This window comes from Helicobacter typhlonius, assembly GCF_001460635.1.
Lineage (GTDB): Bacteria > Campylobacterota > Campylobacteria > Campylobacterales > Helicobacteraceae > Helicobacter_C > Helicobacter_C typhlonius.
Genome location: NZ_LN907858.1, coordinates 718,916 through 739,238, shown reverse-complemented (window position 1 = coordinate 739,238; position 20,323 = coordinate 718,916). Strand labels below are relative to the sequence as shown.

Sequence of the window (20,323 nt, the reverse complement as noted above, 5' to 3'; positions counted from 1 at the left end):
TTTATCACTTTTATGTTACGCCATTATGTCAAAATACGGCGCAAAACCTCTTCATACGCGACTTTCACATTACCCAAATCTTGTCTAAATCTATCTTTATCAAGCTTTTCATTCGTACTTTTATCCCAGAACCTACAACTATCAGGACTAATCTCATCGGCAAGAATAATATTCCCCTCATTATCACGTCCAAATTCAAGCTTGAAATCCACGAGTTTCAAATCCCTCTTATCAAAAAATGCCTTTAACACATCATTAACTTTACGCGCCTGCTCTCTTAAGATATGAATCTCACCCCGCTCTTTGATTAAGCCCAAAATCTCACAATGCTCATCGTTAATAAGCGGATCACCTAGTGCATCATCTTTGTAGTAAAACTCCACAAGTGGATAAGGAAGCACATTCCCCTCTTTTATACCTAAGCGCTTTGTGAGTGAACCAGTGGCAATATTGCGCGTAACCACTTCTATGGGGATAATACTTACCCTCTTGCATAACATTTTGTTATCGTCTGTTTGTTTTATGAAATGTGTTTTTATACCCTCTTTTTCCAAAAGCGTAAAAAGCAAAGTGCTAATGCGACAATTTAACGCACCCTTGCCAGATTCAGAACCTTTTTTCTCTGCATTAAAAGCAGTCAAGTCGTCTTTAAACTCCGCAAGTAGCACATTTTTATCATCTGTTTCAAAAAGTTTTTTACCCTTGCCTTCATAGAGCATATTTGTCTTTGCCATTATTTCCCCTTGTTGGTTAGTTTTGTAACGCCTATCACATCCCACGCCTTAAGTACATCAATCGCACTTTTAAGCTGAATGTCTTGATAAATCGCACTTTCACTTAGGACTTTTTTATCTTCATTGTCAGTTTTTGTCTTTGTATTTTGTTGATTGACTTTCTCAAGTTCCCCCTGCAGATGTCTCTTTAAATCAGATTCTTTAATATTGAAGTTATTTTCATTCTCCGGCGCAGCACCCGGATACACAATAATATCCGGTGTAACGCCCACAGCTTGAATCGTCCTGCCACTAGGAAGATAATATTTTGCCGTTGTGAGCTTCAAGCCCTCATTTTGGTCTATTTGCATAATGGTCTGCACACTGCCTTTGCCAAAAGTTTGTTCTCCGACAAGCACGGCACGTTTATGGTCTTGTAATGCACCTGCGACAATCTCACTTGCACTTGCACTTCCACCATTAACAAGCACAACAATAGGCACAGAAGCATAAGGAGCATTTGTTGCTCTATATTCAACGTTGTCATTTTTATTGCGTCCTTTTTGGGTAACAATCACACCATTTTTGATGAATAATCTACTCAAATCAACTGCTTGGTCAAGTGCTCCACCCGGATTATTACGTAAATCAAGCACAATACCTTTTACTTTACCCATTTGTTTGAGCGAGCTTAATACATTCCGCGTTACATTTTTATCAAACGATGCTACACGCACATATGCAAAATCAGTATCTTGAATCTTGCGCACCTTTACAAAATCCATCTTGATAATATCTCTTACAATACTAAAATTTAGAGGTTTTGCTTCACCCTTACGCACAATAGTAAGCTCCACCTTTGTGCGAGGTGTGCCACGCATAAGATTTACTGCATCATCAATACTCATATCAATCGTGCTTTTGTCATTTACCTTCACAATAACATCGCCACTTTTTAACCCTGCCTTGTCTCCGGGTGTGCCATCAACAGGTGCAATAATTGTCAAAGCACCATCTTTTAAGCCCACCGTGATACCAATGCCACCAAACTCACCATCAATATTGGCGCGCAAATCATCAAATTTTTTCTTATTAAGGTAGGTAGAATGTGCATCAAGATTGCTTAAAAGCCCATCAATTGCCTTATTCGCGATCTCATCAAAGCTTAGCTCATCGACATAATTTTCCTCCACAATAGCCATAATACGACGCAGTTTTTTGAAAGATTCTAATTTATTTTCTTGTGAATTTGGCTTAACTTTTTGTGTCTCATTAGCCACCAGCCCCACAAACAGCGCAGAACTTACCAACAATGAAATGATAATGCCCGATAAAACAACGCGCGATTTATTCATCATTATATTACCCTTGAAAATGTGATAAAAATTTAAAAGGCACCATTTTATCTCAAAAAAACTATATATTTTTTTAATTATGTAATTTTATTGTGAATGAAGTTTTTAGAATCTGCATAAATTACACAGCTAATATCATAATGAAATTCTTATAGAATACTAACACGAGCAGATTCTAAAGATTGTATTAGAATCTTTAGGTTATAATGCGCTCTTTTCTAAAAAAAAGCAAGATTTTATAGAAGGAATACTATGGGAAGAGCATTTGAATACCGCCGCGCCGCGAAAGAAAAGCGTTGGGACAAGATGAGTAAGGTTTTTCCAAAACTCGCAAAAGCAATCACTTACGCTGCTAAGGAGAGCGGTATTGACCCCACGATGAATGCAAAACTCCGCACCGCTATTGCAAACGCTAAGGCACAAAATATGCCAAAGGATAATATCGATGCCGCCATTAAGCGCGCAAGTGGCAAAGACGGCACTTTTAGTGAAATTACCTATGAGGGCAAGGCTGCTTATGGCGTGCTAATTTTTATCGAATGCACGACCGATAATCCCACGCGCACGATAGCAAACATCAAAAGTTATTTCAATAAAACCCCAAATGCAAATATCCTTACTAATGGTTCGGTGGATTTTATGTTTGCGCGCAAGAGTGTATTTGAATTTCGCACACAAGAAAATATTGCTGATTTAGAGCTCGCACTGATTGATTATGGATTAGAGGAGCTAGAGAGTGTAGAGGACGAAGAAGGGGTGTATTATATCGCCTATGGTGATTATAAGGACTTTGGCACCTTAAATGAGGGTTTTGAATCTTTAAAAATTCCTCTGCTTAAGGCGAGTTTGCAGAGGATTCCCACCTCTCCCATCACGCTTGATGAGATGCAAATGCAGGAGATTGAAAAGCTCTTAGATAGGATTGAGGAAGATGATGATGTGCAGGCGGTTTATACAAACATCCAATAAATAAAAAAATAAAGTAAAAAAGTAACCCGATGTTATGCTTTTGTAAAATATTTTTTTACCAAATAAGCTTTTTATTAGAATCTACACATTACAATCGCACTATCAAATGATGTATAAGGAATAAAATGAGCCATTCTACCTTTGAGCACCCATATTTTGGTGTTTTTATACTCTTTGTGCTAACCTGCATCGCTTTCACGCTCACGCTTCGTTTGCAACGCATTATCTCGCGCAAACTTGCTAAAAAAGAAAGAGAGAAACTCAAAGTCTCTACCTATGAGTGCGGACCAACTCCAGCAAAACAGCAAAACAGAATCTCCACGCATTTTTTTATCTTCGCCCTGCTTTTTGTGCTTTTTGATATTGAAGTGATTTTTATGATTCCGTGGGCTATTGATTTTAAGATTTTTGCATATATGGGGCTTGGCAACTTCGTATTTTTTGAAATGCTAAGTTTTATTGCGCTTTTAGTGATAGGATTCATTTATGCGTGGAAAAAAGGAGCGTTATCGTGGCAAAACATCAAGTAAATTATACACAAAGTGCAGGATTACCTATTGCGCTAAGTAGCGTGGATAAGTTCTTAAATTGGGGGCGCAGCAATTCATTATGGGGCTTAACCTATGGCTTGGCTTGTTGCGCAATTGAAATGATGGCAACAGGTGGGAGTCGCTTTGATCTTGATAGATTCGGTTCTATCTTTCGTGCCTCGCCTCGACAAGCGGATTTAATGATAATCTCTGGCACTCTTACTAAAAAACACGCTGAATTTGCCCGCAGACTTTATGACCAAATGCCTGAACCAAAATGGGTAATCTCTATGGGAAGTTGCGCTAATACCGGTGGAATGTTTAATACCTACTCCACCGTGCAAGGCGTGGATAGAATCATACCAGTGGATATTTATTTGCCCGGCTGCGCTCCTCGCCCGGAAACTTTGCAATATGCGATTATGGCTTTACAGCAAAAGATTCGCAAAAATAAAGCCATTCCACAAAAAGTACCAAAGCGACTTGTATAGCAAGGAGACAAAATGATACGACAAAATCCTCCTAAAGCCAACGCACAAAAAAGCGTGTATTATACGCACCGCTTTGATGTTACCCCTACATCACCAAGAATCCCGCTTGAGGGATTTGACAATGAGCTAAAAGCTATCAGCACACCCATTACAGAGAGCTACATAGAAAATGGCTTTGCAACACTTTGGGTGGAATCTACACAACTTCTCGCACTCATTGCCGAGCTTCACGCATTGGGTTATACCGCACTTACAGAGATGAGCGCGATTGATAAGATAGAGGAAAGCAATGAATTTGAATTATTCTACCTCCTTTTGAATCTCCAAGATACGAGCTCAAAACGTCTAAAAATCAAAACAAAAATCAAAAAAGGGCAAAATATCGCATCGGTTGCTTCACTCTTTAAAAGTGCAAATTGGAGTGAGCGTGAGTGCTACGATATGTTTGGCATTATCTTTGAAGGACATCCCTGCCTACAAAGACTGCTTATGCCACACGATTGGGTGGGGCATCCACTCCTTAAATCCTATCCTTTGCAAGGCGATGAATACGCACAATGGTATGAAATAGATAGAATCTTTGGTAAGGAATATCGCGAGATTATCGGCGCGGAGCAACGAGACAGCGCGAGAATTGATAGGCAAAATAGCAAAGACTTTGCAGAAATTGATTTTAATCTCACTTTTCAAGAGGAAAAAACGCCCCCACTCATCAAATCCCTCAAGACAAACACAAAATTAAAGGCGCGAAGATGAAGCAGAACTACACGAAATTAAAGCCGAATTTTGAAAATATCTTTTTTGAACAAGAGAATGATAAAATGGTGCTTAATTTTGGACCACAGCACCCCTCTGCACACGGACAATTACGCCTCATTTTAGAACTAGAACACGAAAAAATCATAAAAGCCACGCCTGATATTGGCTACTTGCACCGCGGTGTAGAAAAAATGGCTGAAAATATGATTTATAATGAATTTATGCCAACTACCGATAGACTTGATTATATCGCTGCTACGAGCAATAATTACGCTTTTGCTGCAGCGGTAGAAAAGCTCATCGGCGTAGAAGTGCCACTTCGGGCGCAAGTTATCCGCACAATGCTTTTAGAAATTAATCGCATTATCTCTCATATTTTCTTCCTTGGCATACACGGAATGGATGTTGGGGCTTTGTCTATTTTTTTATATTGCTTTATCGAGCGCGAGTATGGCTTGGATTTAATGGAGGATTATTGCGGGGCAAGACTTACGCACAATGCTATTCGTATCGGTGGCGTGCCACTTGATTTGCCCCATAATTTTATAGAGAGTGTAGAAAAATGGACACAGAGTGTGCTTAAAACACTTGATTTAGTGCGTGGATTACTCGATAAAAATAGAATCTGGCGCATTCGCCTTGAAAATGTGGGTGTGATTTCACAAGATTTTGTCAAGCAATGGAGTTTAAGTGGTATTATGGCGCGCGGAAGCGGTATCAAATGGGATATTCGCAAACACAATCCTTATGAGCTCTACTCACAGCTTGATTTTGAAGTGCCTGTAGCAAATGAGGGTGATTGCTACGCGAGGTATCAGCTCTATATTGAGGAAGTGTATCAATCGCTAAAGATTCTAAAGCAGCTCGTTGCTCTCTACCCTAGCACGAGTCCGGAAACTATGGCAAAAGATGCGCGCTACATCTCCGCACCCAAAGAGGATATTATGACGCAAAACTACTCACTAATGCAGCATTTCGTGCTTGTTACGCAGGGTATGCGCCCACCTGTGGGCGAAGTGTATGTACCTACTGAATCTCCCAAAGGTGAGTTGGGTTTCTTTATCCATTCTCAAGGCAGTCCCTCTCCTCATCGCCTCAAAATTAGAACCCCGAGCTTTTACCACACTGGTGCATTACAAGAGCTTTTAGTGGGACATTATCTCGCTGATGTGCCGACTATTCTTGGCTCGACAAATGTCGTTTTTGGCGAAGTCGATAGATAAAGGGGATTCTAATGAAACGATATGATTTGCGACATTTATCAAATGACTTTGAAAATCGCTTAAACGAGCTGTGTGATAGCCTAGAGAGTGGTGAGGTGGGGATTTTTCTTTTCGAGGTAAGAGATTTTGCAAATGTGCAAAAAGCTACTGATTGTATCCTTAATCGTGGTGATGAGTTGCTCAATAGCCTACGTTTTAACGAGGTGGATTGGAGTATCGTAGTAAGGAGGCAAAAGTGATACAATCCTTTGCTACACATATTTTTCAAACTTCACAAAAGCCTATAAAAAAGGATTTTGCAGACTATGATACAATCCTTAGCTTTGGTTACTTTTGGCACACCCTTCCTGCGGATAAGCAACTTTTTGTCCTACATCCGCTTTTTATCAATGAGAGTAAAGCTATAAAATCTTTGCGCTATGAAGTTGGCACGGAATTTGGCGTAATGTGGCTTCTTGCCCACACGCTTTTACATCTGCTTGAAGGCGAATATTCTAAAACAAATGAGCTTCAAACATCGCTAGAGCAAGTAGATATGGGTTATCTATCTTCTGAAACCAATCTCGCTGAAGAGGAACTAGAGTTTATCACACAACACACACAAGTTTCAAAAAAAACCCTTGCACTCGTGCTTGGCACTGAACTAGCCTTTCACCCAAATGCAAGGGATATTGCCTTGATATGTGGCATACTCGGTAAGAGCAGGCATATTGATATTATTATGCCAGAGATTTTAGATTCTCATATAGATTTTAAAAACACCTCAAATAGCACAGATTCCAAAGCACAGAATACTTTGCAAATATGTGAGGATTTGCCTGAATCCAATGGAAATTTTATATATGTTTTGCCCTATTCAAATAGCGCAGTTAGCAAAGATTCTATAAATACACTTACACTTCCGCCACTCTTTGCCCCCGCGCTCAAGCTCAAATCCAAGCAGCACATTACCCTTAGCTTTGAATCTAACCGCATTGATGCCGTGTGTGAGTGTGATAACACCAAAAAAGGCACGATTGCTATGCTTTATACTTCCACGCTAAACAACATAGGCTATCCTTATAAAAAAGTCGAGGTGATACTATGAATAAAATTACTATCACAATCAATGGACGCACACTCTCGTGCAATGAGGGCGAGAGTATCCTGCAAATCGCGCGTAGAGAGGGCATAGAAATCCCCACTATTTGCTATCTCTCCGGCTGCTCGCCCACTATGGCTTGTAAGCTCTGTATGGTGGATATTGATGGCAAACGCAATTATTCTTGCAACAGCAAGGCAAAAGAAGGTATGAATATCCTCACGCACACAGAGGAAATTAATAAAGAGCGCAACGCTATTATGCAAAGCTATGATGTGAATCACCCCTTGCAATGTGGTGTTTGCGACAAAAGCGGGGAATGCGAGCTACAAAACTACACGCTTAAAATGAAAGTAGAATCACAAAACTATCACATCAAAGAAAACCATAAAGCACATAAGTCGTGGGCAAAGGCAGTCTATGACCCAAATCTTTGCATTATGTGTGAGCGTTGCGCGACCACCTGCAAGGATAATCTAGGTGAGGCAAATCTCAAGGCTCAAAAAGCTGATTTAAACGCGGTCGATAGCGCATTGTGGAAAGATTCAATGCCAAAAGATGCACTAAGCGTGTGGTCGCGTAAGCAAAAGGCACTCATTGATTTCGTGGGCGATACACCTTGTTTTGACTGTGGTGAGTGTATTAGCGTGTGTCCTGTGGGGGCTTTAAGCACAAATGACTTTAAATATAAGGCGAATGCGTGGGAGCTCAAAAAGATAGAATCTACTTGTATCCACTGCCCTATGGGCTGTAAGGTTATCTATGAGGTGCGCCATAATGATACACTCGGCACACCGCATATTTATCGTGTAAAAAATGATTTTTACTTTAACCCTATTTGCGGTGCGGGGCGATATGGCTATGATGTGAGCTCAAGTGTGAATCCAAGTCAAAATCTCCAAGCTGCGATTGATGCGTTCAAAAAAGCCACAAGCATTAATGTGGGCAATCAAACAACCAATGAAGAAGCGTTTGTACTTAATCACATCGCCAAGATTCACAACTGCACCTTACATAATGAGGAAGCGCTACATTTCAAGCACTTTATCAACGCATTTCTTACCCACGTGCAAAAAGCCACGCTCAACAATCTGTCACATTTTAAGGAAGCCCAAAATGTGGTGATTATCGGTAGTGCGATAAACTATGAAGTGCCTACTTTGCGTTATATGTTGAATAACAAATTAAGGATTTCTAAAGGTTCGCAAGCGGTGTATATGCACCCATTAAGTGATAGCCTCATACAAAATCTAAGCAAGAATCTTAGTAGCATAAATTACCACCCAAACGCTCTTAATGTGGCTGTGGGGAGCTTAGCCCTTGCTTACTTGCTTACAAATCCAGATAAAGATTCGCAAACACAAACGCTTGAGGAGATAATAAAGCCAATCCTTGAAAGCAAGTGCATTACGCAAACACCGGTGCAAAAAGAGGTGAAAAAGACAATCACAACAACAAACGAGGTGGGAGAGGAGATAAGCACAGAAACCACAGAAATTGTTGAGGAGATGAAAGAGGAAGTTACCTATAAAGCTTTGAGTGATGCAAATATCAGCAGCGAACATTTAGCCGCCTTAAGTTTGGTATGCCAAAATCAGCCTGTAGTGGCGATTGGTGCAGATGTGTATGCGGATTCACAAGCGCAGGTTTTAGCCAAAATACTCGGTATTTTAGAATCTAAAGGCTTTATCAAGGTGCTTCTTGTGCCACCATTTGCAAATGCGCTAGGACTAGCGATGATTTGCAACCTAAGCCCTAAGAAACAAAAAAGCGAAAATAGCTTTAGTGTCGGTTATCGCACCAGTGGCGATTTTGTGTGTGAATCTAATTTTATCAACACAGATTCTCAATCTAGCAAAAGCTCCACATCTTGCGTAGATTCTAACATAAGCGAATCTAGCCCCAAAGAATACGCACACACGGAGGATTTTACGCAAAAAATTGCGCCAGATTTTATCCTCCCAGCAATTAATCAATTAGAGGGCACTTACACAAGCATAGATTCTAGAATCTTACCTCTTAAACCTGCCCTACCTTTCAAGGGATATGATTTGAGCGATATTGCTAAAGCGTTTGATATGAAAGGCGATTATTTGATTGATTACACGAGCCTTATTTGTGGCTGTGAATTTGATGATTTTGATAATAGATTCCTAAATGATGGCACAGATATGCGAGGCTATCGCTTTAAGTCCTTATCTATCACGCCACTTATGGGTGAAGAATCTAAAGCACTTATCTTGCCAGATATCAAATCCTACAACGCGTATGCACTCAATTCTCCCTCGCAGTTTAATGCTTACACAGCACACAGCGTGCATTTACAAAATAAAGTCGGCATTTATGTAAGTGCAGTATTTTTAGAGGAGCTTGGGCTCAAAGAGGGCGAGTGTGTTTGCCTCACAGATTCTGTAAATGAAGTGCGCGGGGTGGTGTTTGTCGATTATCGTCTCAACACATCTTGCTTCCTTGTTAGCCCATTACTTCGTGGCGCAGAGCAGATTTTTGCCTCGCATTCTTGGGCGAATTTACATATTACACATAAGGATTAAAAATGAGTGATTTGACAGGTGGCATTATTGAGACAATCTTAAAAATTATCGTTGTCCTGCTTATTTTCTCTGCACTCGCAGGGTTTGGCACATATTTAGAGCGTAAGATACTGGGATTTTTTCAAAGACGCATAGGACCAAACTATGTGGGACCCTATGGTTTATTGCAAGTGCTTGCTGATGGCATCAAACTCTTTACCAAAGAGGATATTATCCCCCAAAATGCCATTAAACCTATTTTTATCCTTGCGCCATCACTCGCTGCAATTACCGCATTTGTCGCTATGGCACCTATACCCTTTTTCCCTCAATTTGAGCTTTTTGGACACACGATTACACCTATTATTTCTGATATCAATGTGGGGATTCTGTTTATCTTAGCTGTGAGCTCCTGTGGTATCTATGCACCACTCCTTGCCGGACTAAGCTCGGGGAATAAATGGTCGCTCATCGGTGGTGCAAGGGCAGCTCTACAATTTTTAAGCTTTGAAGTGATTACTTTTCTTTCTCTCCTCGCGCCACTTATGCTCGTTGGCTCGTTATCGCTCATAGATATAAACGCCTATCAGCAAGGCAATATGCTTGATTGGCTCATTTTTAAACAACCTCTCGCTTTCGTGCTTTTCATTATTGCCGCCTATGTAGAGCTTAACCGCACGCCTTTTGACTTGCTCGAGCACGAAACCGAGCTGACTGCAGGGTTTGCGACCGAATACAGCGGCTTAAAATGGGGAATGTTTTTTATCGGTGAGTATGCAAATATGTTTGCCACTGCCTTTATCTTAAGTCTCATATTTTGTGGAGGATTTAACGACTGGGGCTTTATCCCCGGTGGCATTGCGATTTTACTCAAGGTTTGCTTTTTTATCTTTTTATTTATGTGGGTAAGGGCGACATTCCCGCACGTGCGCCCCGACCAGCTTATGCGTATGTGCTGGAAAATTATGCTTCCTCTCGGGTTGCTTAATGTGCTCCTCACTGGCTGCATTTTATTATTTTAGGAGATGTGAATGAAAAAAGATTATTATGTCTTAGCACCTCGCAAAAATCGTGAAAATCAAGCCTTTCTCACGCGCGTAGCTATAAGTATCAAAACAACTCTAGGGCTTGATCTTTTTGCTGGACTCAAAAGATCTTTTGGCGCATTTTTATCTCCAAAAGTAACGATACACTATCCGCTAGAAACTGCACCATTAAGTCCAAGATACCGTGCAGTGCATACATTACAAAGACTTTTAGAATCCGAAAATGAGCGGTGTATTGGCTGCGGACTATGTGAGAAAATCTGCACGAGCAACTGCATACGAATCCTTACCAATAGAGGCGAGGACGGGCGCAAAAAGATTCTAAATTATAGTATCAATTTTGGACGCTGTATTTACTGCGGACTATGTGCGGAAGTTTGCCCAGAGCTTGCTATCGTGCATAGCGGGAGATTTGAGAGCGCAAGCGAACAGAGGGCACTTTTTGGAAACAAAAGCACACTTTTAGAATCTACCTCCTCGCCAATAGAATTTAGCGGCTTTGGCTCTGTATCCTTTAACGCTGATACGCGCGTGAAACAGACGCCGCTAAGCGAAATTGTAGAAAAACAAATTGCTTTGCAAGATTCACAAATCCTTACACAAGAAGATAATCAAACTAGCAGTGCAACATCTCCTGCACAAGAGACAAAGCAAGACAAACAGGAGGGCAAAGATGTTTGAGAGTATAGCATTTTATCTCTTTAGCACATTATGTATCGTGAGCTTTCTTATCGTTGTTTGCTCATCGCAGATTTTATACACAATGACAGCTCTTGCGAGTGGAATGGTTTTTGTCGCTGGTATATTTTTTGTGCTTGATGCGGAATTTTTGGGTGCGGTGCAGATTGTTGTCTATGGAGGCTCGGTAGTTGCTCTATATGCGTTTGCAATGATGTTTTTTGATAGCTCAAAGCAAGTAGTGCAATCTCGCAAAAATGAATGGGTGGCTTGCGTGCTGTGTGTGGGAATTGCCATAGTGCTTGTTGGGGCATTTGGTATGCCACTTGTGGGGAATAATCTCGAAACTATTGCGGATTCACAAAAGCTTATCGATATAGCAGATATGAATAATATTCAAATGATTGGCTATGTGCTTTTCACAAAATATCTTATACCTTTTGAAATTGCCGCTTTTATGTTGCTCGTGGCTATGGTGGCAGGAATTGTATTAAGTGTAAAAAGGAGCGAGAATGGTTAGTATTAATCACTACTTGAGTTTAGCGGCTATATGCTTTTGCATAGGACTTTTTGGCATATTAAGGAGGCGCAATATTCTTATGTTGTTTTTTTCTACTGAAATTTTGCTCAATAGCGTCAATATCGGCTTTGTTGCCGTGGCTTCATATCTTAATGACCTACAAGGCGAAATTTTCGCACTCTTTCTTATTGCTATTGCCGCAGCAGAAATCGCTGTGGGCTTGGGACTTGTAGTGATTTGGTACAAAAAGCATCGCACACTTGATGTCAGCACTTTAGAAACTCTCAAAGGATAGCATAATGATACCTACAAGTGAAACACTCGTGCAAATGGTGTATATAGCACTTTTTGCCCCACTTATTGGTGCGGTTTTTAGCGCGTTTTTTGGACATATGCAAAAATGTATGATTGCGGGTATCGTGCCTACACTCCTACTTTGTGTGTCTTTTATCGCCTCGCTTTTACTTTTTATTGCTGTGTATCAAAGCGAAGTCATCGTTTATATCGATTTTTTAGATTGGATTGAAGCGGGGGATTTTTATAGCTCATTTGGCTTTATGGTTGATAGCATAAGCGTGAGTATGATGGTTGTGGTGAGCTTTATCTCCACAATGGTGCATATTTATTCTATTGGCTATATGAAAAATGATAAAGGATTCAATCGTTATTTTAGCTATTTGAGTGCGTTTGTATTTTCGATGATGTTGCTCGTAATGAGCGATAATCTCTTGGGACTCTTTGCTGGTTGGGAAGGTGTGGGACTATGTTCGTATCTCCTCATTGGCTTTTGGTATGAAAAAGAGAGTGCAAATTTTGCCTCCATTGAAGCCTTTGTGATAAATAGAATCGCCGACCTCGCCCTTATTATTGGTATTTTTCTTATTGTATATCATTGCGAAAGCCTCAAATATGGAGAAATCTTTCTCGCATTACAAAACGAGCAGTTTGATTCAAGTCTGCTTATGTGGGTTGGTGCATTGCTCTTTATAGGTGCTATGGGTAAATCCGCGCAGTTTCCATTCCACACTTGGCTTGCTGATGCGATGGAGGGTCCAACGCCTGTATCCGCGCTTATCCACGCGGCAACAATGGTAACCGCTGGCGTGTATCTGCTCGTGCGCACAAATCCACTCTATCAAATGATTCCCGATGTAGGTTTTTTCATCGCTTCACTCGGCGCATTTGTGGCAATTTTTGGCGCGAGTATGGCACTTGTAAATAAAGACCTAAAGCGCATTATCGCCTATTCTACACTTTCGCAACTCGGCTATATGTTTGTCGCTGCTGGGCTTGGGGCGTATTGGATAGCACTTTTCCACCTCATCACGCACGCATTCTTCAAATCCCTGCTATTCCTTGGTGCTGGGAATGTAATGCACGCTATGGACGATAAGCTTGATATTACCAAAATGGGTGGTTTGCATAAACCGCTACGTTATACGATGATTCTAATGTCTATTGCCTCTGTGGCATTGGCTGGAATCTATCCATTTGCAGGTTTCTTCTCAAAAGATTTAATCCTCGAAGTCGCCTTTTCACAGCATACATTTATATGGACTATTTTATTTATCACTGCGCTTTTCACAGCATTTTACAGCTTTAGACTGCTTATGCTCGTATTTTTCGTGCCTAAAAACCACGCGCAACACCCACACGAGGCGTATTTATATATGCTCCTTGCAATGTTACCACTTGCCATTCTCTCTATGATTGCCGGGCTTAGTGGGGTGCTTTCAAACTTCTTAAGCACACACTTGCCCTATGAATTGCCAGAATTACCAGCCCAAACGCATTTGCTCCTTATTGGTGCTACCTTAACCCTCGTGTGCCTTATAGCCCTATTCAGTATTATCAAATACGCCAAAGGCGGCTTTAGTAGCTTTTGGGAGCGAACATTTATCTATAAGATTCTTATTAATAACTACTACATACCAAAGCTTTATGAGATTTTTTTCATAAAGCCCTATCAAAAATGCGCCTATTTCCTATGGCAAAAAGTAGAATTAGGCATTGATTATTTTGCAGATTCTATTGCATACTTCTTAAAAGCATTAGGAGGCAAACTCTCACTCGTGCAAAATGGCTCACTAACGCGTATGCTGACACTTATGATTATAGGATTAGGTATTTTGCTCTGTGTATGTGTGTGTTATTTTACTTGGAGGCAGTTATGAATTATCTTTTAAGTATTATTATCTTTTTTCCGGCTTTTGCCGCGGTGATTCTATATGTATTAAAAGGCGAGAAAGGTCGCGTTTTTGCGATTATTGTCGCCGCACTCGAACTGCTCTTTGTATTGCTTTTGTGGAGTGAATTTAATATTAATTATGGTGGGATTCAGTTTTATAGTCACATAGAAATCATTCATTCCTTTGGTGTAGCCTATGCTGTGGGCGTTGATGGCATTTCACTCTTTCTTATCACGCTCAATGCGCTTCTCACACTCTTTGCTTTATCGCTTTTTAAATATATCAAAACCTCTATTGCTATTGCGGTTTTATTCCTTGAAAGCATTATTATGGGTGTGTTTAGCGCACTTGATGTAATGCTCTTTTACATTTTTTGGGAGTTTTCATTGCTTCCCGTGCTTTACTTACTTGGCATTTGGGGAGGTGAGAAGCGAATCTACGCTGCCATTAAATACTTTGTCTATGCCTTTGGCGGTTCAATCATTATGCTCGTGGGAATTTTGTATTTCGCCTATCAATACAAGCTCTTTATGGGTGTGTGGAGCTTTAACCTCCTTGATTGGTATCAAATCTCTTTTAATACACAGCTCCAAAAATGGCTTTTCCTTGCATTCTTTATCGGTATGGCAGTGAAGATTCCACTCTTTCCACTTCATTCGTGGCAACCACATACCTATACGCAAGCACCGATGATTGGCTCTGCACTCCTATCGGGCGTTGTGAGTAAAATGGGAACTTACGGGCTTTTGCGCTTTGTCTTACCTCTTTTTCCAGACGCGAGTAGCTGGGCTACTCTTGTCGTAAGCATTATATGTGTAGGTATGGTCGTCTATGGCGCAATGTTAAGCCTCGTGCAAAAAGATGCAAAAACCCTCTTAGCCTATGGCTCTATCTCGCATATGGGTATCATCGTGCTAGGACTTTTTTCGCTCAATACAGAGGGATTAAGCGGGGCTGTATTTTTTATGATTTCACACGGACTCGTGGTAGCTACACTCTTTTTCCTCGTAGGTGCTGTGTATGAGCGCACACAAACGCAACAAATATCACAGATTCAAGGACTTGCCCATAGTATGCCAAGGCTTAGCAGCACATTTGGTATTGTAATGATGTGCTCTTTGGGACTGCCATTGACTATGGGATTCGTGGGCGAGGTGCTCTGCCTCTATGGGATTTTCCAAGTCAATCCAATCATCGCATTTTTAGCCGGAAGTAGCTTCTTTGTGGGTGCAATTTATATGCTCGTGCTCTTTAAAAGAGTATTTTTAGGCAATATATCTCCTACACATAGCACCCTCAAAGACTTTAATCTAAGGGAAAAAATCGTGTTTGCACCTATTGTGGCTATTATTATCTGCTTTGGTGTGTATCCTAAGCCACTGCTTAATCCTATTAGCACGAGTGTGCAGACGCTACTCCCCATACTTACGCCGACAAATCCTAGCACCACGACAGAGCGCAATAAAATGGGAGAGCAAAATATCTTTATTTACAAAAGCGCCCCCGATGATTTTGACGAAGGGGTACTTGTTATCCCAAACATAGGAGATTAAAATGCCAGAATCTATGAATTTTTCTTTCACACAGCTAAATGTAGCACTTCTTATCCCTATGTGTATTTCGCTCGTTGGCGGCATTGTGTTGCTAGGGGTTGGGATTTTCAATAAAGCAAAATCGCGCGAGTTGTATATTGCCATTAGTATGCTTTTTGTAATTTTGAATCTTGGCTTTTTGTTCCTCGAGGGTAGCCCACAACCCCAGCTTGGATTCTTTAATCTCCTGCTTGTTGATGGTATTTCAATCCTCGTGCAGATTCTAATCCTACTCTCTAGCTTTATTATCTTGCTTTTTTTAATGCACAAAAATACGCGGACAGAGACACAAGGCGCAGAGTTTTACGCGCTCTTGCTCTTTGCTATCGCCGGATTTGGCTTTATGGTATCAAGTGAGAATCTTATCCTTATCCTCCTAGGCTTAGAATGCGCTTCTTTAAGTATTTATACGATGATTGCGCTTCATAACAAAACTTCGGCATTTGAAGCGGCGATAAAATATTTTGTGCTTGGCGCATTAGCCACAGCTTTATTTGCTTTTGGTGCGCTCCTTTTATACGCGGCTACGGGTAGCTTAGAGATTTCGCGCATTAGTGTGTTTTTGCAGGAACATACCTATGAGCCTCACACTCTCGTGTATGCGGGATTTGTATTCCTACTCGTTGCGCTAGGATTCAAAATCTCTATCGTGCCTTTCCACACTTGGGGACCAGATGTGTATGAAGGCTCAAATGCCCTTCTTACAGTGTTTATTGCCATTGTACCAAAGATTGCCACACTTGGCGTGCTGATTAGAATCTTTGGTATCTTTATCCACGCTCACAACCCATTTGTAGAATATACGCTCTATGTAATGATAGCGCTCACAATGACTATACCAAACCTCATAGCACTCGTGCAAAAAGATGTTAAACGTATGTTAGCTTATAGCTCCATATCACATTCTGGTTTTGTGCTTAGTGCTATTCTTATCGATGCTCCGGGCATTGTATTTTTGTATTGGTTCTTCTTTGTCTTTGCAAATCTCGGCGTATTTGGCATTTTATGGCTCTACATAGATTCTAGAAATAACGACACTTCCCATAGCTTTGAATCTTTAAGCGGTTTAATAAAGACAAATCCCACTCTTGGGGCTTTGCTCTCGCTCCTTATGTTTGCACTTGGTGGCATTCCACCCTTTTGTGTATTCTGGGGGAAAATGTATCTTATGCAGGCAGTGCTCAATACAGATTACATAATCCTAGCTCTACTTATGGCATTTAATAGCACTCTCGCAGCATTTTACTACCTCAAAGTTGTCGTGTATGTCCTCGCTAAAGAGCCCAAAGACGCTGTGCCTTATCGCGTAGAAATGGAGACTTCTAGCATATTTGCCCTAACCATTACCGCCATTATCAGTTTGTGCTGTATATTTATGGTCCAAAATTTGCTTGAAGTTGTAGCGACTTATATAGGAAATAGTGGCTTTTAGGTTTTGCTTTTAGCCACTTTAGGAGTGCGTGTGCGAAAATTTGTGGTGGCTTTGTGTCTTTTGCCTTTGTGTGCTTTTGGACTTGATGTTACTATTAACTATGGTAAAGAGTCAAAAGAATATTTCTCTGTGCTCAATATCGCCCACACCGACCCACTAGAATGCAACGAAAATCGCAACACACAAGACGAAGTAACCTATGTTGTATGCACCATTGAACGCACACCTGTTGCGAGTTTTTCCCCTACTCAAACACTCTTTTTTCACTTTTGGAGTCGCGTAGTCGATGGCAGATTCTATTTATATATCGAACCAGTACATAAAATGAAACTTTTTGCCACACCAAAAGACCTAAAAACTGCTACACTTATCACAAAAGAGCAGCCAACCAAAAGCGCGGCGTGGCAAATCATAGGCTACAAAAATGAGATTCCATTTCTCAATGACTATACCCAACAAGCAAAGCCAAGGGGGCTAAACTTCCCTATCAAAATTATTAAAAATAATAAACTATTTTTTAATGACCTTGATATTAATCGAGGACCTTTGCGCTATGATGAGGGAGAGGATTTTGCCACATACACGCAGATTAAAAATCTTATGAAAAATCACGCACACATAGAGGCAGTAAAACTGATTGATGAAACGCTGATTGCCTATCCTAAGACTATTTTTGCCAAAGACTTGCTGCTATTCCGCCTCCGCGCATTAGAGCATTTTGACTCAACCGAAAATAGTGATATGATTGTCGATATGGGGACAAAATGGATTAAAAAGTATCCCACAGATTCAAATGTCCCCGAAGTGCTCTACTATCTAGGCAATGCCTATGCGGATATGAGAATCACAGATGAGGCTAAATATTATCTCGAGCGACTCATTAGCGAGTATCCACAATCTCACTATATGCCCTTGGCAAAAATGTCCCTTGCAAAATATTTTCATAGTGGGCAAGACGCAAATGTCGCCACTAAGCTTTTCGCACAAGCCTACCAAGAGGCAAAGGATTTAGACAGCGCAAGTGCGGTAGCCATAGAATGGAGTAAATTTCACTTGCTTAATGGCGAGAAGGCACAGGCACAAAAACTTGTTGAAACTATGCTCAAAGTGAATCCAAGCTATATCACCAAATACCCGATTAAAAGCTATGAATATTTGAAGCTCTTGGCAGAGGAACAGCTATATGCAAGTGCTGCGAAGCTTGGCGAGTATCTCTACGAGCATATCCTCAGTGATGATATAAGCAAAGAGGATTTGCTTAATAATGTAAGCCTATGGTATCAGTCTGCAAATGATGTGCAGGACGCACACAGAATTAATAAAATCTTTTTACAAGAGTTTGAGCATCGCCCTTTGGCAGAGGAGATAAAGGATAGGGATGACAAGCTACTTTTTGCACTTGTGAGCAATGAGGAATCGGCTTCTAAAATAAAAAAATATGATTATATCATTGAGCAATACCCCAATACACCAGAGCAAGAAAAAGCCTTTATACTTAAAGCACAGACTTTATTTGATGAGGGCAAATATAGTGAAGTTTTAGCCCTAAAAAATAATCTCAAAGATCAAAGTATTGTCGCACAAAGCTACAAGGCTATGCTAAGCCTTGCCCTCAAGGAAAAAGATTGCAAAAATGTGGCTAATATCTTTTTGCAATACCAAAATGTGAGTATCAAGGAGGATGAAAAAATGCCACTCTTTGACTGCCTCTATGCCCTCGCTCTTAATAAAGAAGCAGCAAAAATCTCGCTCAATATGGCAGCAGAAGCTAAAGATTTATCAAAAAAGCTAGAGTGGCTTTACAGAGATAGTCTCAACTTTGCCAAACTAGGTGATAGCAAAAGCACTGCAAGGGCTGGGCGAGACGCGCTAGAGATTGCTAAGAATTTGCAAAAAGCGCAATATTATGATGTTGGATTCACACTTTTTGACGCACTAATAAAACTTAATGATAAAGAGGGTGCGCTACAAACCTATGCTTTCTTAAAGCAAGCTCTAGCGGACGACCAAAGAATGTTTGCTGTGAATCTCACACTACTCAAAAATGCGGAGGCACAAAAAGACGAAATGGGAATTGATATTTACGCAAAGGATATTTTGCGCCTACAAAAGCTCATAAAGGATAATGCGGATTCTCCATATGTAGATTTTGCCCTCGCACAAAGTTATATCCGCACACAGCGTACAGATGAGGCAATTAGTGTGCTTGATGATTTGCTACAAAAGAATATAAGCGATGATGATAAACAAAAGACTTTGTATCTCAAAGGCTCATTACTCAAAGCACAAGGCAAAGATGCACAAGAGAGCTTCAAGCAATGTGAAGCGATACGATATGAGGGTGCGTGGAGAAGCCTTTGTGTTCAAGCATTAGACATACTCAAAGGCAATGAGTGATGTATAACTTTACAGACGAGCAGTTACATAGATACTCGCGACATTTTCGCTTGAGGGAGTGTGGATTCAAAGGTCAGGGAAAGATTTTAGAATCTAATGTGCTTATCGTGGGTGCTGGAGGGCTAGGCTCTCCTGTGGCACTCTATCTCGCTGCTGCTGGTGTGGGGCATATAGGCATTATCGATGAAGACAATGTTGATTTAAGCAATTTGCAAAGGCAGATTATCCACACTACTGCGGAGGTAGGCACTCCAAAAATAGAATCTGCTAAGGCAAAGATTCTCGCACTTAATCCGCATATCCAAATCACAACCTACTCCGCTATGCTAAATGCGAGTAATGCGCTAAGTATCTTGGGTGCTTATGATGTGATTGTCGATGGAAGCGATAATTTTGCAACAAAGTTTCTTATCAATGATGCGTGTGTGCTACTTGATAAGCCTTATTGCTATGGTGGAATTTTGCGCTTTAGTGGGCAAAATATGAGTATCAAGCCAAGACAAAGCGCGTGCTATACTTGTGTTTTTGATAGCCCACCGAGCGAAGGAAGTGTGCCAAATTGTGCAAGTGCTGGGGTTTTTGGCAGTGTTGCTGGAATCGTAGGAAGTATTCAAGCCACAGAAGTGCTAAAAATCATTACAGGTATTGGCGAACCGCTCTATAATCAGCTCCTTAGCTTTGACGCACTCACAATGAATTTCCGCAAAATCAAGCTAAAGCGCAATGAAAACTGCCGTGTATGTGGCTCAAATGGCATTACACAACTTAAGGATTATGAAAGCAATCAATGCGAATTAAAATAAACACTTGTAGATTC

Annotated in this window: 19 protein-coding genes; 17 read left to right on the top strand and 2 right to left on the bottom strand. The window is 40.7% G+C overall.

Annotation, left to right across the window (positions count from 1 at the left end; all coding sequences use genetic code 11):
- Positions 1-23 precede the first annotated feature (23 nt).
- Both purC and BN2458_RS03700 read right to left on the bottom strand, forming a co-directional pair.
- Positions 24-734, bottom strand: coding sequence for a phosphoribosylaminoimidazolesuccinocarboxamide synthase (purC, locus tag BN2458_RS03705; RefSeq protein WP_034326112.1), 711 nt, complete (start codon positions 732-734; stop codon positions 24-26).
- Positions 734-2,071: a S41 family peptidase gene (locus tag BN2458_RS03700; protein ID WP_034342295.1), complete on the bottom strand. Its 1,338-nt coding sequence runs from the start codon at positions 2,069-2,071 to the stop codon at positions 734-736. Before BN2458_RS03700 ends, purC begins: the two co-directional genes overlap by 1 nt.
- 249 nt (positions 2,072-2,320) lie before the next feature.
- Here BN2458_RS03700 and BN2458_RS03695 point away from each other — a divergent pair, with 249 nt between their 5' ends.
- The 17 genes from BN2458_RS03695 (at position 2,321) to BN2458_RS03615 (ending at position 20,309) form a co-directional block, all read left to right on the top strand.
- Positions 2,321-3,037, top strand: a complete 717-nt coding sequence (locus BN2458_RS03695; RefSeq protein ID WP_034326115.1) for a YebC/PmpR family DNA-binding transcriptional regulator — start codon at positions 2,321-2,323, stop codon at positions 3,035-3,037.
- Positions 3,038-3,162: 125 nt separating this feature from the next.
- Positions 3,163-3,567 (top strand): NAD(P)H-quinone oxidoreductase subunit 3, encoded by a 405-nt coding sequence (locus BN2458_RS03690; RefSeq protein ID WP_034326116.1) that lies wholly within the window; start codon positions 3,163-3,165, stop codon positions 3,565-3,567.
- A complete protein-coding gene (locus tag BN2458_RS03685; protein ID WP_034326117.1) occupies positions 3,549-4,058 on the top strand; it encodes a NuoB/complex I 20 kDa subunit family protein in 510 nt (169 codons plus the stop codon). Before BN2458_RS03690 ends, BN2458_RS03685 begins: the two co-directional genes overlap by 19 nt.
- Before the next feature lie 12 nt (positions 4,059-4,070).
- Positions 4,071-4,814 (top strand): NADH-quinone oxidoreductase subunit C, encoded by a 744-nt coding sequence (locus BN2458_RS03680; RefSeq protein ID WP_034326119.1) that lies wholly within the window; start codon positions 4,071-4,073, stop codon positions 4,812-4,814.
- Positions 4,811-6,040: an NADH dehydrogenase (quinone) subunit D gene (gene nuoD / locus BN2458_RS03675; protein WP_034326120.1), complete on the top strand. Its 1,230-nt coding sequence runs from the start codon at positions 4,811-4,813 to the stop codon at positions 6,038-6,040. Before BN2458_RS03680 ends, nuoD begins: the two co-directional genes overlap by 4 nt.
- An 11-nt stretch (positions 6,041-6,051) precedes the next feature.
- Positions 6,052-6,279 carry an NADH-ubiquinone oxidoreductase subunit E family protein gene (locus BN2458_RS03670; RefSeq protein ID WP_034326122.1) on the top strand — a complete coding sequence of 76 codons (228 nt, stop codon included), beginning with the start codon at positions 6,052-6,054 and terminating at the stop codon, positions 6,277-6,279.
- The gene (locus BN2458_RS03665) at positions 6,276-7,127 is read left to right on the top strand and encodes a hypothetical protein (RefSeq protein ID WP_052082055.1); all 852 of its coding nucleotides are present in this window, start codon (positions 6,276-6,278) and stop codon (positions 7,125-7,127) included. Before BN2458_RS03670 ends, BN2458_RS03665 begins: the two co-directional genes overlap by 4 nt.
- A complete protein-coding gene (locus BN2458_RS03660; RefSeq protein WP_034326123.1) occupies positions 7,124-9,673 on the top strand; it encodes an NADH-quinone oxidoreductase subunit G in 2,550 nt (849 codons plus the stop codon). The genes BN2458_RS03665 and BN2458_RS03660 overlap by 4 nt, the downstream gene beginning before the upstream one ends.
- 11 nt (positions 9,674-9,684) lie before the next feature.
- The gene (nuoH, locus tag BN2458_RS03655) at positions 9,685-10,674 is read left to right on the top strand and encodes an NADH-quinone oxidoreductase subunit NuoH (RefSeq protein ID WP_034326174.1); all 990 of its coding nucleotides are present in this window, start codon (positions 9,685-9,687) and stop codon (positions 10,672-10,674) included.
- 9 nt (positions 10,675-10,683) lie between these two features.
- The gene (gene nuoI, locus BN2458_RS03650) at positions 10,684-11,379 is read left to right on the top strand and encodes an NADH-quinone oxidoreductase subunit NuoI (protein WP_034326125.1); all 696 of its coding nucleotides are present in this window, start codon (positions 10,684-10,686) and stop codon (positions 11,377-11,379) included.
- Positions 11,372-11,896: an NADH-quinone oxidoreductase subunit J gene (locus tag BN2458_RS03645; RefSeq protein ID WP_034326128.1), complete on the top strand. Its 525-nt coding sequence runs from the start codon at positions 11,372-11,374 to the stop codon at positions 11,894-11,896. The genes nuoI and BN2458_RS03645 overlap by 8 nt, the downstream gene beginning before the upstream one ends.
- A complete protein-coding gene (gene nuoK, locus BN2458_RS03640) occupies positions 11,889-12,191 on the top strand; it encodes an NADH-quinone oxidoreductase subunit NuoK (RefSeq protein WP_034326129.1) in 303 nt (100 codons plus the stop codon). The genes BN2458_RS03645 and nuoK overlap by 8 nt, the downstream gene beginning before the upstream one ends.
- Before the next feature lie 4 nt (positions 12,192-12,195).
- The gene (nuoL, locus tag BN2458_RS03635; protein ID WP_034326132.1) at positions 12,196-14,070 is read left to right on the top strand and encodes an NADH-quinone oxidoreductase subunit L; all 1,875 of its coding nucleotides are present in this window, start codon (positions 12,196-12,198) and stop codon (positions 14,068-14,070) included.
- Positions 14,067-15,638: an NADH-quinone oxidoreductase subunit M gene (locus tag BN2458_RS03630; RefSeq protein WP_034342243.1), complete on the top strand. Its 1,572-nt coding sequence runs from the start codon at positions 14,067-14,069 to the stop codon at positions 15,636-15,638. The genes nuoL and BN2458_RS03630 overlap by 4 nt, the downstream gene beginning before the upstream one ends.
- A gap of 1 nt (position 15,639) precedes the next feature.
- Positions 15,640-17,109 carry an NADH-quinone oxidoreductase subunit NuoN gene (gene nuoN / locus BN2458_RS03625; RefSeq protein ID WP_034326135.1) on the top strand — a complete coding sequence of 490 codons (1,470 nt, stop codon included), beginning with the start codon at positions 15,640-15,642 and terminating at the stop codon, positions 17,107-17,109.
- 30 nt (positions 17,110-17,139) lie between these two features.
- Positions 17,140-19,506 carry a tetratricopeptide repeat protein gene (locus BN2458_RS03620; RefSeq protein WP_231944848.1) on the top strand — a complete coding sequence of 789 codons (2,367 nt, stop codon included), beginning with the start codon at positions 17,140-17,142 and terminating at the stop codon, positions 19,504-19,506.
- Positions 19,506-20,309, top strand: coding sequence for a HesA/MoeB/ThiF family protein (locus BN2458_RS03615; protein ID WP_034326138.1), 804 nt, complete (start codon positions 19,506-19,508; stop codon positions 20,307-20,309). The genes BN2458_RS03620 and BN2458_RS03615 overlap by 1 nt, the downstream gene beginning before the upstream one ends.
- The last annotated feature ends 14 nt before the right edge of the window (positions 20,310-20,323 follow it).